The sequence below is a fragment of the Allgaiera indica genome (assembly GCF_900106675.1).
Classification (GTDB): domain Bacteria; phylum Pseudomonadota; class Alphaproteobacteria; order Rhodobacterales; family Rhodobacteraceae; genus Acidimangrovimonas; species Acidimangrovimonas indica.
The window spans coordinates 31,810-45,404 of the sequence record NZ_FNOB01000028.1; the positions used below are offsets into that span (position 1 = coordinate 31,810).

General features: G+C 67.1%; 16 protein-coding genes. 13 read left to right on the plus strand and 3 right to left on the minus strand.

What is annotated here, in order from left to right; translation table 11 throughout:
- The first annotated feature begins 11 nt into the window (after positions 1-11).
- From BLV97_RS18055 to BLV97_RS18075, 5 genes are all read left to right on the plus strand, one after another.
- Positions 12-857: a fumarylacetoacetate hydrolase family protein gene (locus BLV97_RS18055; RefSeq protein WP_035838996.1), complete on the plus strand. Its 846-nt coding sequence runs from the start codon at positions 12-14 to the stop codon at positions 855-857.
- 257 nt (positions 858-1,114) lie between these two features.
- Positions 1,115-1,948: an arginyltransferase gene (locus BLV97_RS18060; RefSeq protein ID WP_035838999.1), complete on the plus strand. Its 834-nt coding sequence runs from the start codon at positions 1,115-1,117 to the stop codon at positions 1,946-1,948.
- A gap of 211 nt (positions 1,949-2,159) precedes the next feature.
- Complete coding sequence (locus BLV97_RS18065) at positions 2,160-2,756, plus strand: TRAP transporter small permease subunit (RefSeq protein WP_035839002.1); 597 nt, start codon at positions 2,160-2,162, stop codon at positions 2,754-2,756.
- A complete protein-coding gene (locus tag BLV97_RS18070; RefSeq protein ID WP_051645887.1) occupies positions 2,753-4,459 on the plus strand; it encodes a TRAP transporter large permease in 1,707 nt (568 codons plus the stop codon). Before BLV97_RS18065 ends, BLV97_RS18070 begins: the two co-directional genes overlap by 4 nt.
- 138 nt (positions 4,460-4,597) lie before the next feature.
- A complete protein-coding gene (locus tag BLV97_RS18075) occupies positions 4,598-5,797 on the plus strand; it encodes a cytochrome P450 (protein ID WP_035839005.1) in 1,200 nt (399 codons plus the stop codon).
- 65 nt (positions 5,798-5,862) lie between these two features.
- Here the strand turns inward: BLV97_RS18075 and BLV97_RS18080 are convergent, their stop codons facing one another.
- Complete coding sequence (locus BLV97_RS18080) at positions 5,863-6,324, minus strand: Lrp/AsnC family transcriptional regulator (protein ID WP_035839007.1); 462 nt, start codon at positions 6,322-6,324, stop codon at positions 5,863-5,865.
- Between the two features lie 138 nt (positions 6,325-6,462).
- On the opposite strand from BLV97_RS18080, the gene cobA reads away from it, so the two are divergent.
- From cobA to BLV97_RS18110, 6 genes are all read left to right on the plus strand, one after another.
- On the plus strand, positions 6,463-7,218 hold the full coding sequence (gene cobA / locus BLV97_RS18085) for a uroporphyrinogen-III C-methyltransferase (protein ID WP_035839011.1): 756 nt from the start codon (positions 6,463-6,465) through the stop codon (positions 7,216-7,218).
- Complete coding sequence (locus tag BLV97_RS18090) at positions 7,215-7,523, plus strand: DUF2849 domain-containing protein (RefSeq protein ID WP_035839014.1); 309 nt, start codon at positions 7,215-7,217, stop codon at positions 7,521-7,523. Before cobA ends, BLV97_RS18090 begins: the two co-directional genes overlap by 4 nt.
- Entirely contained in the window at positions 7,516-9,165 is a 1,650-nt protein-coding gene (locus tag BLV97_RS18095) for a nitrite/sulfite reductase (protein WP_035839017.1), read from the plus strand. Before BLV97_RS18090 ends, BLV97_RS18095 begins: the two co-directional genes overlap by 8 nt.
- Positions 9,155-9,883 (plus strand): phosphoadenylyl-sulfate reductase, encoded by a 729-nt coding sequence (locus BLV97_RS18100; protein ID WP_035839020.1) that lies wholly within the window; start codon positions 9,155-9,157, stop codon positions 9,881-9,883. The genes BLV97_RS18095 and BLV97_RS18100 overlap by 11 nt, the downstream gene beginning before the upstream one ends.
- A gap of 10 nt (positions 9,884-9,893) precedes the next feature.
- Complete coding sequence (locus BLV97_RS18105; protein WP_035839024.1) at positions 9,894-10,274, plus strand: DUF934 domain-containing protein; 381 nt, start codon at positions 9,894-9,896, stop codon at positions 10,272-10,274.
- A gap of 73 nt (positions 10,275-10,347) precedes the next feature.
- Positions 10,348-11,175 carry a ferredoxin--NADP reductase gene (locus BLV97_RS18110; RefSeq protein ID WP_035839027.1) on the plus strand — a complete coding sequence of 276 codons (828 nt, stop codon included), beginning with the start codon at positions 10,348-10,350 and terminating at the stop codon, positions 11,173-11,175.
- A 31-nt stretch (positions 11,176-11,206) separates the two neighbouring features.
- Here BLV97_RS18110 and BLV97_RS18115 read toward each other — a convergent pair whose 3' ends face one another.
- Positions 11,207-12,064 carry a hypothetical protein gene (locus BLV97_RS18115; RefSeq protein ID WP_051645888.1) on the minus strand — a complete coding sequence of 286 codons (858 nt, stop codon included), beginning with the start codon at positions 12,062-12,064 and terminating at the stop codon, positions 11,207-11,209.
- A 152-nt stretch (positions 12,065-12,216) separates the two neighbouring features.
- On the opposite strand from BLV97_RS18115, the gene infC reads away from it, so the two are divergent.
- Together infC and BLV97_RS22020 are read left to right on the plus strand one after the other, a co-directional pair.
- Entirely contained in the window at positions 12,217-12,819 is a 603-nt protein-coding gene (infC, locus tag BLV97_RS18120) for a translation initiation factor IF-3 (protein WP_425285090.1), read from the plus strand.
- 281 nt (positions 12,820-13,100) lie between these two features.
- Complete coding sequence (locus tag BLV97_RS22020; RefSeq protein ID WP_425285091.1) at positions 13,101-13,244, plus strand: transposase-like zinc-binding domain-containing protein; 144 nt, start codon at positions 13,101-13,103, stop codon at positions 13,242-13,244.
- Positions 13,245-13,280: 36 nt separating this feature from the next.
- Here the strand turns inward: BLV97_RS22020 and BLV97_RS18125 are convergent.
- Positions 13,281-13,595, minus strand: a 315-nt coding sequence (locus BLV97_RS18125) for an integrase core domain-containing protein (RefSeq protein WP_143037580.1), incomplete at its 5' end; no start/stop codon positions are given.

Here is a 13,595-nt window from a genome sequence, read left to right on the forward strand (position 1 = left end):
AGGAGTAGGACATGAAACTGATGCGCTTTGGCCCCAGGGGCGACGAGAAACCCGCGATCGTGGATGCCGACGGGGGTCTGCGCGACCTGTCGGGGCGCTGCGCGGATTTCGCCGGCCCCGGGGTTTCGCTGGATGCGCTGGCGGCGCTGCGCGACCTGAACCCCGCCGATCTGCCGCTGGTGCAAGACCCCGGCCGCATCGCGCCCTGCCTTGCCTGGGTGCCGAATTTCCACTGCATCGGGCTGAACTATTCCAAGCACGCCGCCGAAACCGGCGCCCAGCCGCCGAAGGAGCCGATCATCTTTTCCAAGGCCACCAGCGCGCTGTCGGGACCGAACGACCCGATCGTCATCCCGCGCGATTCGGTCAAGACGGATTGGGAGGTCGAGCTGGGCATCGTCATCGGCAAGCACGCCAGCTACATCTCCGAGGCCGAGGCGCTGTCGCATGTCGCGGGCTATTGCACGATCAACGACGTCTCCGAGCGCGAATTCCAGATGGAGCGCGGCGGCACCTGGATGAAGGGCAAGTCCGCGCCCTCCTTCGGCCCGGTCGGCCCCTGGCTGGTGACCACCGACGAGGTGCCCGACCCGCAGAAGCTGGACCTGTGGCTCAGCCTGAACGGCGAAGTGGTGCAAAGCTCGAACACCTCGGACATGATCTTCGGCGTGGCCGAGATCGTTTCCTACATGAGCCGCTTCATGGAGCTGGTCCCAGGCGACGTGATCGCCACCGGCACGCCCTCGGGGGTGGGCATGGGGATGAAGCCGCCGCGCTTCCTGAAGCCTGGCGACGTGATCGAGCTGGAGGTTCAGGGCCTGGGCAAGCAGCGACAGAAAGCCATAGCGGCGACATAGACCGCATGGACCGGCGGCGCGCGACCGACGCCCGTGCGGGGGCCATGCGGATCGCGCGCCAGCCTCGGGCAGACGTTTGCTCCGCGCCCGCGGCACGCCGCGGCAGATCGGGAAGCGGAAGGTGGGGGCGATCCGCACGCGCTTGCGTCGCCCCCGCGCCGGTTCTCGCCCGCCCCGTCAGGCCTTGAAACTCGGGGCTTGGCGCAGGCCCCGGCCCTTGCTAGGCTGGGCCGCATCGCCATAGCCCCTCGGCCATCATGCGCCATACCCTGCCCCTTGCGCCCCAGTTCTATGTGACGGCCCCGCAGCCCTGCCCCTATCTTGACGGGCGGATGGAGCGAAAGCTGTTCACCGCGTTGCAGGGCGACCGGGCCAAGGTGCTGAACGACGCGCTGTCGAAACAGGGGTTCCGGCGGTCGCAGAACGTGCTGTACCGGCCCTCCTGCGCGGAATGCTCGGCCTGCCTTTCGGCGCGGATCCGGGTCGCGGATTTCACCCCCAGCCGCAGCCAGCGCAAGACCCTGCGCCGCAATGCCGACCTGAAGCGCGACGCCACCAGCCCCTGGGCGACCGAGGATCAGTTCAACCTGTTCCGCCGCTACCTTGACAGCCGCCACGCCGACGGCGGCATGGCAGACATGGACATCTTCGAGTTCGCCGCGATGATCGAGGAAACGCCGGTGCGGTCGCGGGTGGTCGAATATTCCGCCCCGCCCGAAGAGGGCGCGCGCCGCCGTCAGCTGACTGCCGTGTGCCTGACCGATGTGCTCGATGACGGGCTGAGCATGGTCTATTCCTTCTACGCCCCCAACCAGGAACGCCGCAGCCTGGGCACGCATGTCATTCTGGACCACATCACCTTGGCGCGCGAAGCCGGGCTTCCTTATGTCTATCTGGGCTATTGGGTGCCCGGCAGCCGCAAGATGGATTACAAGGCCAAGTTCTCGGCGCTGGAAATCTACAAGGACAACCGCTGGCAGCCGATCGGTGACCCCGAGGCGCATTCCTCCGAGCTGCACCCGCTGTCCGTCGATCCGATCGCCGAACAGGTGGCACGGATCTCGCTTCCCGACAGCCTGGCACGCCGCTGACCGCTGCGGCACTGGCATCCGCCTTCTCCGAATGCACTGGAGCTGCTCGTCCGGCCCGGCCCGGATGCGAGCGGCGCACTGCCGCGCGATGTCGCATCCCGTAAAGGTGAGAACAGTTGACGCTTTCTGCGATCTTCGACATAGGTGAGGCGCCTTTCGCCCGCCCGCCAGCGGGCACGAAAGCCCGTGAGAAAAAGAAAAGGGGAATCCTATGGGAGGACTTCTGGCGTTCTCACGCGGCATAGACCGCGTGAACGCATTCATCGGCAAATTCGTCGGCTGGCTGATCTTGCTGGCGATCTTCGTGAGCGCGGTCAACGCCACCGTCCGCAAGGTCTTCGACACCTCGTCGAACGCCTGGCTGGAGCTGCAGTGGTACCTGTACGGTGCCGCCTTCATGGGCGCGGCCGCCTATACCTTGCAACAGAACGAACATATCCGCATCGACATCCTCTACGGCATGTGGAAGCGCAAGACCCAGCACTGGATCGACCTGATCGGCCATGTGCTGTTCCTGATGCCGTTCGTCACGCTGATGGTGCTTTATCTGATCCCGTGGGTCGGGCTTTCCTACCGCTCGGGCGAGATCTCGACCAATGCCGGCGGGCTGATCCTGTGGCCCGCGAAATCGTTTCTGCTGATCGGCTTCGTGATGCTGTTCTTCCAGGGACTGTCCGAAATCATCAAGAAGATCGCGGTGATGCGCGGCATCATCGAAGATCCCTCTCCCTTCGTCTCGTCGCACGACGCCGCCGAAATGGAGGGCTCCGCCTATCTGGAAGGCCATCCCGAGGAGACCAAGAAATGATGGAACTCATCGGTTCGAACATGGCGCCGATCATGTTCGCCTCGCTCATCATCTTTTTGCTGATCGGCTACCCGGCGGCGTTTTCGCTGGCGGCGAACGGGCTTTTGTTCTTTGCCATCGGCGTCTGGATGGCGCCCCATTCGGCGGGCACGATCAGCCTGGACTGGCCGCTGCTTTACGCCCTGCCGGAACGCTTCTGGGGGGTGATGCAGAACGAGACATTGCTGGCCATCCCCTTCTTCACCTTCATGGGGATCGTGCTGGAAAGATCCGGCATGGCCGAGGACCTGCTGGACACGATCGGCCAACTCTTTGGCCCGATCCGCGGCGGTCTGGCCTATGCGGTGGTCGTGGTGGGCGCGCTTCTGGCGGCAACCACCGGGGTCGTGGCGGCCAGCGTGATCGCGATGGGGCTGATCAGCCTGCCGATCATGCTGCGCTACGGCTATGACCGGCGCGTGGCGACCGGGGTTATCGCGGCCTCGGGCACATTGGCGCAGATCATCCCGCCGTCGCTGGTGCTGATCGTGCTGGCCGACCAATTGGGCCGGTCGGTGGGCGACATGTACAAGGGCGCGCTGATCCCAGGGCTGGTGCTGTCGGGGATCTACCTGAGCTATGTGATGGTCATCTCGATCGTAAAGCCCGAATGGGTGCCCGCGCTGCCGAAAGAGGCGCGCACGCTGGGGTCTGGCGTGACCTCGCTGTTCGTGGCGATCCTGGCGACGGTGGGCATGGGCTATCTGTTCGTCATGTGGCTTTACCCGACGCATGGCGACAATGCCGACATCCTGGGCGCGGCGCTGGCGATCTTGATCATCTATGTCGCCGCCGTTCTCGACCGGAAGCTGAAGACCGGCGTGATGTCGCATCTCACCCAGCAGGTGATCATGGTGCTGATCCCGCCGCTGGCGCTGATCTTCCTGGTGCTGGGCACGATCTTCCTGGGCGTCGCCACGCCCACCGAAGGCGGCGCGATGGGGGCCGTCGGCTCGCTGGCGCTGGCAGCGGCGAAGGGGCGGCTGAACATGACGGTGGTCAGCCAGGCGCTGGCCTCGACCACGCGGCTGGCCTCTTTCGTGATGTTCATCCTGATCGGCGCGCGGGTGTTCTCGCTGACGTTCTACGGGGTGAACGGCCAGGTCTGGGTCGAGCATCTGTTGACCTCGCTTCCGGGCGGACAGCTGGGTTTCCTGATCGTGGTGTCGCTGTTGGTGTTCGTGCTGGCGTTCTTCCTGGACTTCTTCGAACTGGCGTTCATCATCATCCCGCTGCTGGCGCCCGCCGCCGAGAAGCTGGGGATCGACCTGATCTGGTTTGGGGTCATCCTGGGGGTGAACATGCAGACCTCGTTCATGCACCCGCCGTTCGGCTTCGCGCTGTTCTATCTGCGAAGCGTCGCGCCTCGAGGCAGTTACAAGGACCCGGTGACCGGCCAGATGACGGACGGGATCAAGACCTCACAGATCTACTGGGGGGCGGTGCCCTTCGTGCTGATCCAAGTGGTGATGGTCGCGATCGTGATCGCCTTCCCCTATATGGTGACCCATTACAAGGGCAAGCCGATCGACCTGAACAACGTCAAGATCGAGATCCCGAAGATGCCCGGACTGGGCGGGCTGGGGGCGCCCGGATCGCCCGGATCCGGGGGCTTGGGGGCGCCGAACTTCAACATCCTGAAGACGGAGCCGAAGGGGAACTAGCCCCCCGGAAAGCATCAAGATCCGTGAACCGGCGGCAGCGATGCCGCCGGTTTCATTTTGCCAGGACGCGTATTTGGGGAACAATGAAAGGTGGAAGCCGGGCTTGCACTTCGGGGTGCCGGGCGGTCAGATGCGAGCATGACGCGCCCCCTGCCCCGCATCGCCCAATCACCCACCGACCCTGCCTTCGTGCAGGATCCGTATGCCTTCTACGAGCGCGCCCGGGCGCTGGGAAGGCTGGTGATCTGGGAAGACTACGCCATGCCCTGCGCCGTGGGCCATGCCGCCGCCAACGCCATCCTGCGCGACCGGCGCTTCGGTCGCACCCCGCCCGTGCCGCCACCGGTCCCCGACCACCTGCGCCCCTTCCACGCGCTCGAAGAGAATTCGATGCTGGAGCTGGAGCCCCCGCGCCACACCCGGCTGCGCAATCTGGCGCTGCGCGCCTTCACCACATCCCGGATCGCAGCGCTGGAACCCGAAATTGCAGCGCTCGCCCACAGCCTGATCGACGCCCTGCCCGAAGGCGGCGGCGACCTGATCCCCGGCTTCGCCCAGCGCCTGCCGGTGATCGTCATCGCACGTCTGCTGGGCGTGCCCGAAGACCGGGCCGACGACCTGCTGACATGGTCGAACGCCATGGTCGCGATGTACCAGGCCCGCCGCGACCGCGCGGTCGAGGACGCCGCCGCCCGCGCCGCCCGCGATTTCGCCGCCTACCTGCGCGGCCTGATCGAGATCCGCCGCAGCCGCCCCGCCGACGATCTGCTCAGCCATCTGATCGCCGCCGAGGAGGCGGGGGCGCAACTCACTACCGACGAAATGGTCTCGACCTGCGTGTTGCTGCTGAACGCGGGCCACGAGGCCACCGTCCACACGCTGGGCAACGCGATCAAGACCCTGCTCGAAACCCGCGCGACGCCACCCGCGCTGGCCCCTGACGCGATCGACGCCACGGTCGAGGAGGTCCTGCGCTTCGACCCGCCGCTGCACCTTTTCATGCGCTGGGCCTATGACGACATCGACGTGATGGGCCACAAGATCCCGCGCGGCACCCGCGTCGCCTGTCTGCTGGCGGCCGCGAACCGCGACCCCGGCCCTTGGAAAGACCCCACGCGCTTCGACCCCGGGCGCGTGGCCAAACCCAACCTCAGCTTCGGCGCCGGCCTGCATTTCTGCCTCGGCGCCCCGCTCGCCCGGCTAGAGCTGCGCACCGCCCTGCCGATCCTGTTCGGCCGGCTGAGGGCGCTGACCCTCGCCGTCCCGCCCCGATACGCCAACCTCTACCCCTTCCACGGCCTCGAAGCCCTGCGGGTGCGCTACGACAAGCGCCCCTAAGCCCTTTCATCTTGGCGCAAATACTCCACGGGGGTCCGGGGGTGTGAAACCCCCGGCGCCGCCCCTCAAACCGGCAGAACGGTGGTCGACTTGATCTCCTCCATCGACAGAAGCGCCGTCACATTGTGGATCTTCACCTCGGAAATCAGCGCCTGGTAAAAGGCGTCATAGGCCCGCGCATTGGCCACCCGCACCTTCAGGATATAATCGATATCGCCCGCCAGCCGGTGCGCCTCCTGCACCTCTGGCCGCGCGCGCAGCGCCGCCAGAAAGGCCTTTTGCCAGGCGGCCTCGTGCTCTGAAGTGCGGATCAGCACGAAGAAACAGGCATCGAACCCCAGCGCCTCGGCATCCAGCAACACCGTCTGGCGCCGGATCACCCCCGCCTCGCGCAGCTTGCGAATCCGGTTCCAGACCGGCGTCTTGGACGAACCCACCTTGCCGGCGATCTCGTCCAGCGACTGGCCGGCATCCTCCTGCAATTCGGCAAGGATTTTCCGATCCAAAGCATCCAACCGGGCCGCCATTCTTCACCTCCTTCAACAATGCAAACCTGATCCCCGCCCGCACAAGACGCAGGGACAGTATTCCTTATTTGCGCGCATATCTGGCAAATTTCCAGAACAATATTCTATTATTGGACCATGAAAGTGACGGAGTCCAACATGCCCAGCTTCCTTCTCGATCCCGGAACGGTCGCGTTCGTCGGTGCGGGTCCGGGCGATCCAGGCCTGCTTACGCTGCATGCCCTGCGCGCGTTGCAGATGGCCGATGTGGTGATCCACGACCGGCTGGCAAGCGACGATATCCTTGCCCACACCCGCCCCGCCGCCACCCGCATCTCAGTTGGGAAAGAGGGTTTCGGCCCGTCCGTCCCGCAGACCAGGGCGAACGCGCTGCTCGTCGCCCATGCGCGCGCGGGGGCCCGGGTGGTGCGGCTGAAGGGCGGTGATCCGGCGATCTTCGCGCGGCTCGACGAGGAGATCGCCGCACTGGATGCCGCGGGCATCGCCTGGCAGATCGTTCCCGGCATCACCGCCGCCTCCGCCGCCGCCGCACGCCTGGGCCAGGGGTTGACGCAGCGCGGCCGCAACGCCGGCGTGCGGCTGGTCACCGGGCATGATGCCAAGGGTTTCGCCGACCAGGACTGGCGCGCGCTGGCCGCCCCCGGCGCCATCGCCGCGATCTACATGGGCAAGCGTGCCGCGCGCTTCATCCAGGGCCGGCTGATGATGCATGGCGCCGCCCCCACCACCCCGGTCACGCTGGTCGAGAACGCCTCGCGCGCGGACGAACGTGTCCTTCCCGCCACCCTCGCCACCCTGCCCGAGGCCGCCGCCGGGCTGGACGGCCCCGCGATCCTGATGCTCGGCCTCGCCCCGCGCGCGGCCCGCGCCACTGCAAAGGAGGCCCTCGCATGAGCCGCGTCTTCACCCCCAAGGTCGTCACCGCCAACGCGCTGCTGGAAGGCGACGTGGTCTATCTGGCCGAGGACGGCACCTGGACCCGCCGCCTCGGCGAGGCCGAGCTGATCGAGGACGAGGCGATCGCCCAGTTGCGCCTGATCGAGGCCGGGGCGCAGGCGCATCGCGTCGTCGGCGCCTATCTGGCCGAGGCCCGGGCGGGCGCCGCCGGCCCCCGGCCCGGCCATTTCCGCGAAGGCTTTCGTGCGCGCGGCCCGTCGAACCGGCCGCATGGCAAGCAAGCGGAGATCCACGATGTATAGGCCCACCGAAGCCGATGCCGCCTTCCTGCGCCGCCGGGCCGATGAATTCCGCCAACAGGTCGCCCGCCGCCTAGACGGCAGCCTGACCGAAGAGGAATTCAGGCCGCTTCGGCTGATGAATGGCCTCTACCTGCAACTTCACGCCTATATGCTGCGGGTGGCGATCCCCTATGGCACGCTGAACGGCACCCAGCTACGCCAGCTTGCCATGATCGCCGAGCGCTGGGACAAGGGCTATGGCCACATGACCACGCGCCAGAACATCCAGTTCAACTGGCCCCGGCTGTCGGACGTGCCCGACATCCTGGACGCGCTGGCCGAGGTGGGGATGCATGCGGTGCAGACCTCGGGCAACACGATCCGCAACGTCACCGCCGATCCCTATGCCGGCGCCGCCGCCGACGAGGTCGCCGATCCGCGGCCGCTGGCGGAACTGGTTCGGCAATGGTCGACCGACCATCCCGCGTTCCAGTTCCTGCCGCGCAAGTTCAAGTTCGCCGTCACCGGCAGCCCCGCCGACCGGGCGATATTGCGCGCGCATGACGTTGGGCTGCAACTTGTCCGTCGGGGCGGCGCCTTGGGCGTGCGCGTGCTGGTGGGCGGCGGCCTGGGCCGCACGCCGCTGCTGGGCGAGGAGTTGCGCGCCTTCGTGACGATCGAGGACCTGCTACCCTATCTCGAGGCGGTGCTGGAGACCTACAACCTGGTCGGTCGGCGCGACAACAAGTATAAGGCGCGCATCAAGGTCACCCTGCGCGAAGAGGGGATCGCGGCGCTGTCGTCCCGGATCGAGGCGCGGTTCGCGGACCTCAGGGGCCTTTACCCCGGCGCCACCCGCGAATATGCCCGCATCGCGCGGGATTTCGCGCGGCCCGCGCTGACGCAGGCGCCCACGATCGCGCATTTCACCGCACTTGCCGATCCCGCCTATGCCGCCTGGGCCGCGACCAACCTGGTCGATCATCACGACCCCGACCACGCCATCGTGCGGATCAGCCTGAAGGGCCCGGGCGCCACGCCGGGCGATATCACCGCAGCGCAGATGCGCCGTGTGGCGGATCTGGCCCAGGCCCACGGCAACGACGAAATCCGCGTCGGCCAGGACCAGAACCTGATCCTGCCGCATGTTCACAGGGGCGCCCTGCCCGCCGTCCATGCCGCGCTGGCGCAGATGGGGCTGGCCACCGCCAACGCGGGCCTTGCGACCGACATCACCGCCTGCCCCGGCATGGATTACTGCACGCTGGCCACAGCCCGTTCGATCCCCGTGGCGCAGGCGCTGGCCGACCGCCTGCGCCCGATCGAGCGCGACCTGGGCCCTGTCAGCATCAAGATCTCGGGCTGCATCAACGCCTGCGGGCATCACCATCTGGGCCATATCGGCATCCTCGGGCTCGACCGCGCGGGGGTCGAGACCTACCAGATCACCCTTGGCGGCGATGCCGGCGCCGACACGGCGCTGGGCGAACGCACCGGCCCGGGCTTTGCCTACGACCAGATCGTCCCGGCGATAGACCGCATCCTGCGCGCCTATCTGCGCCTGCGCCGCGACGCCTCCGAGCGCTTCATCGACACCATCCGCCGCCTCGGCCCCGAGCCCTTCAAGACCGCCCTCTATCAGGAGACCCGCCATGCCGCGTGACCTGTCCCCGCCCGCCCTCGCCACCCGCGCGGCAGAACTGAACGCCTTCGCCAGGGGCCGCGACGCCCAGGCGATCCTGACCCGGGCGCTGGAACTTGGGCCGATGGCGATGGTGTCCAGCTTCGGCGCGGATTCGGCGGTGCTGCTGCACCTGATCGCGCGGATCGACCCGCATCTGCCGGTGCTGTTCATCGACACGAGGATGCTGTTTGCCGAAACCCTGGCCTATCAGCGCGATCTGGCCTGGAACCTCGGCCTCACCGATGTGCGGATCATCCGCCCCGACCCCGAGGCGCTGCTGGCGCACGACGCCGACAATATCCTGCATCTGGCACAGCCCGACGCCTGCTGCGCCCTGCGCAAGACCGAGCCGCTGGAGCGTGCCCTTGCCCCCTTCGCTGGCTGGATCACCGGGCGCAAGCGGTTCCAGACTGGCACCCGCGCCGCACTGCCCGTCTTCGAGCCCGAGGCCGGGCGGCTGAAGGTGAACCCGCTGGCGCGCTGGACGCACGACGATCTGGCCCACTACATCGAGACCCACGCCCTGCCCCGTCATCCGCTGGTGGCGAAGGGCTTCACCTCTATCGGTTGCGCGCCCTGCACCACCCCGGTGCGCGCGGGCGAGGATCCGCGCGCCGGCCGCTGGCGGGGCCGCGACAAGACCGAATGCGGCATCCATTTCAACGCCGGCCGCCCGATGCGCGGCAGCGCCGCCTGAGGACCCCGCGATGACCGTTCTCGTCACCGACCGGGGCTTCGGCCCCGCCGACCCGCCACCGGGCGAGGTGCTCGACCTCGGCCCCGCCGATCCGCTGGAGCCGCTGGCCGGACGGCTGGCCGCGCTTTCGCTGATCCGCATCACCTTCCCCACGGCGGGCGACGGGCGCGGCTTCACCCTCGCCCAAAGGCTGCGCGACATGGGGTATCGCGGCGCGCTTTGGGCCGCGGGCGCGATCATCGCCGACCAATACGCCATGGCCCGCCGCGCCGGCTTCGACGCCGCCGAGATCCCCGATGCGATGGCCGAACGCCAGCCCCAGGACCAATGGCTGTACCGCGCCGACTGGCGCGCGCATGACCCGCGCCAGCGTCTGCGGAGCGCCGTCTGACAGCCGAAAACATGTTTGTATACTAACAATACCCGCGTTATAGTGGCGCGGGCCTTGCAAAGGTTGGAAGCAGATGACAGATCAGACCCCCATGGATCAGACCGCCAAATCAAGCGTCCGCGCCCTGCCGGATGCGCAAACTGTCACTTCGGTCCGGCACTGGACGGACCGGCTGTTCTCATTCCGCGTGACCCGGCCGCGAAGCCTGCGCTTCCGCTCGGGCGAGTTCGTGATGATCGGGCTGATGGGCGACAACGGCAAGCCCCTGCTGCGCGCCTATTCGATCGCCTCGCCGTCCTGGGACGACGAGCTGGAGTTCTATTCCATCAAGGTGCCCGACGGGCCGCTGACATCGAAGCTGCAGCATATCCAGCCGGGCGCGCAGATCATCCTGCGGCCGAAACCGGTGGGCACGCTGGTGCTGGACGCGCTGCTGCCGGGCAAGCGGCTTTGGCTGCTGGCCACCGGCACAGGCATCGCGCCCTTCGCCTCGCTGATGCGCGACCCGGAAACCTACGAGAAATACCAGCAAGTGATCATGATGCACACCTGCCGCACCATGGCCGAGCTGGAATATGGCCGCGAACTGGTCGAAGGGCTGCGCGACGATCCCCTGATCGGCGAGATGGTCGCGGGCAAGCTGCATTACTACCCCACCACCACCCGCGAGGACAGCGCGCGGACGGGGCGGATCACCGACAACCTGTCCTCGGGGCGGGTATTCGAGGATCTGGGCCTGCCGAAGATCACCCCGGCGGACGACCGCGCCATGGTCTGCGGCTCACTGGCGTTCAACCACGACGTGAAGGCGGTGCTGGAAAGCTTCGGCCTGAACGAGGGCGCCAATTCCGAGCCCCGCGAATATGTGGTCGAGAAGGCCTTTGTCGGCGACGGGATCTGATCCGGACATCCCGATCGCGCCCGCCACCGCGTCAGCCCTTGGCGGAATGGCCCGCCGCCTGTTCCTGGCCCGCGGCCGGCACCGGAGCCGCCTTCGCGGCCGTCGCCTGATTGCCCGACAGCGCCTGCAGCGCCGAGCCCGCGACCTGGACCGCGGCGCGCAGCACCGTGCCGGACGCCCGCGCGGCATCGTCGGCCATCGTATCGGCATAGCCCAGCACCCGATCTTCCCCGGCGGCGGCGCGCGCCTCCTTCGCGACCTTCGCGGCATTTTGCGCGGCATCGCGCGACGCCCGCGCCGCGCCGTCCGCGGCCTTGGCCGCCTGGGTCGCGTCCCGCACCGTTCCGGGTTGCCCGGCAGCATCGACCCCGGCGTCGCCACCCACCGCCGCCGCCCCGAGCGCAGCCTGGGCTGCCGCCGCGGCCGCGGTCTTGGCTTCGCGGGCCGCGCGGGCGGCATCGGCGGCCGCAGTCTCGGCCGCTTTCGCGGCCAGCTGGGCCGCGTCGGGCGCGGCGCTGGTCGCGTCCGTCGCGGCCGAAGCCGCCGCCTTGGCCGTCGCATCTGCGGCCCCCGCCGCCCGGTCGGCCGCCGCGGTGGCCCTTGCGGTTTGCACCTGCGCGCGCGTGGCCGGCGCGGCATCGGTGCCGCGGGCGGCGTCGGCCGCGGCGACCGAGGCCGCCGCCACCGCCGTTTCGGCCGCCTTGGTGGCCCGCTGCGCGTCGCCCGCGGCGCGATCCATCGGGCTGGGTCGCGACGGCGCGGCGGCGGTCAGATCGGCGGTGCTTTCGGGCGGCGGAAAGGTCACGCGCCCCGGCCGCAGGCCTTGCCAGCCGGCATAGGCCAGCAGCACCAGAACCGCGACCAGCCCCGGAATGAAGTTCTTGTTCATCTCGGTTTCCCCGTCATGTCCCGGCGCGAATGCGTATCGCCCGGGTCCGGGACCAATCTAGGCAGGCCCGGGGTGCTGTGAAAGGGGCACGGGGCGCGCGACGCATGACATATCCGTGCCTGCAACCCGTATGCACCCCCTTGTGAAACCGGTTGAAAGCCGCGCCCGGCGGGTCTATTTTCCGGCTCAATGCAATTTCGGAAGGAATCCAAACCATAGCCCGCAGACCCCATAACGCCCCGCCGACGCGCGACACTGGACCGCGCGTCAACGACCGTATCCGCGCCCCCGAAATCCGCCTGATCGGCGCCGAGGGTGAAAACATTGGCGTGGTTCCACCCGCGCGAGCCATGGCATTGGCCGAAGAGGCGGGGCTCGACCTCGTGGAGATTTCGCCCAACGCGACGCCGCCGGTCTGCAAGATCATGGATTTCGGCAAGTTCAAGTACGAACAGCAGAAGCGCGAGGCCGAAGCCCGAAAGAAGCAGAAGACGATCGAGATCAAGGAGGTCAAGTTCCGCCCCGGGACCGACACCCACGATTATGACGTCAAGATGCGCAACGTCGTGAAATTTCTCGAGAATGGCGACAAGGTGAAGGTCACCCTGCGTTTCCGCGGCCGCGAGATGGCACACCAGGAACTGGGGATGGATCTTCTTAACCGCGTCGCCTCGGATATCGAGGAAATCGGCAAGATCGAGAACATGCCACGGCTTGAAGGACGCCAGATGGTGATGATGATCGGCCCGCGCTGAGCCGCGCCCGCCGGTGTTCCAAGAAGCCCCCGCTTGGGGGCTTTTTCATTGGGAGTGTCCGCAAACTGCGTTGGTGACCTTCCAATTAGAGCAAAATGGCCAATATTTCTTCGCCTTTTGAGCGGAGGATGCCCTTGCTGCACCATGATTTTCGCCGTCTTCTCGATACCCTCGACGAACTGAATCCAGCCCAGATCGAAGATGCTCGGACGAAAATTCGATATCTCCGGAGGAGGACGGAAGCGATCTCGGAGATCGAAGCACGGACAAACCAGGACCACATGTGCCCATTCTGCGGCTGTGGGCGACGGCAGAAGTGGGGACGGACTCGCACGAAGATCCAGCGCTATCGCTGCAACGACTGTCGGAAGACCTATTCCGGGCGGACGGGATCTGCCATCGGTCGCATTCATCGGCCCGACTGAGCTACTCCCTGTCTCTTGGACAGGATCTGGCGTAAATTAAGCTACTCGTTGCACCTGCTGATCGGGTTGATTGATATCATTTCTCTGCCAATAGACCAGCGCCGGTGGCTTGCCGCCGAGGGCTGAGTGAGGGCGCTGGTGGTTGTAGAAGGTCATCCATTGTCGGATGGCCGCCTTTGTCTCCGATCCTGTTTCCCAGGCATGCAGGTAGACGCACTCGTATTTCAGGGTGCGCCACAGCCTCTCGATAAAGATGTTGTCGAGGAAACGGCCTTTCCCATCCATCGAGATCCGCACGCCGGATCGGCGGAGCCGGTCCGTCCAGGCGAAGGACGTGAACTGGCTTCCCTG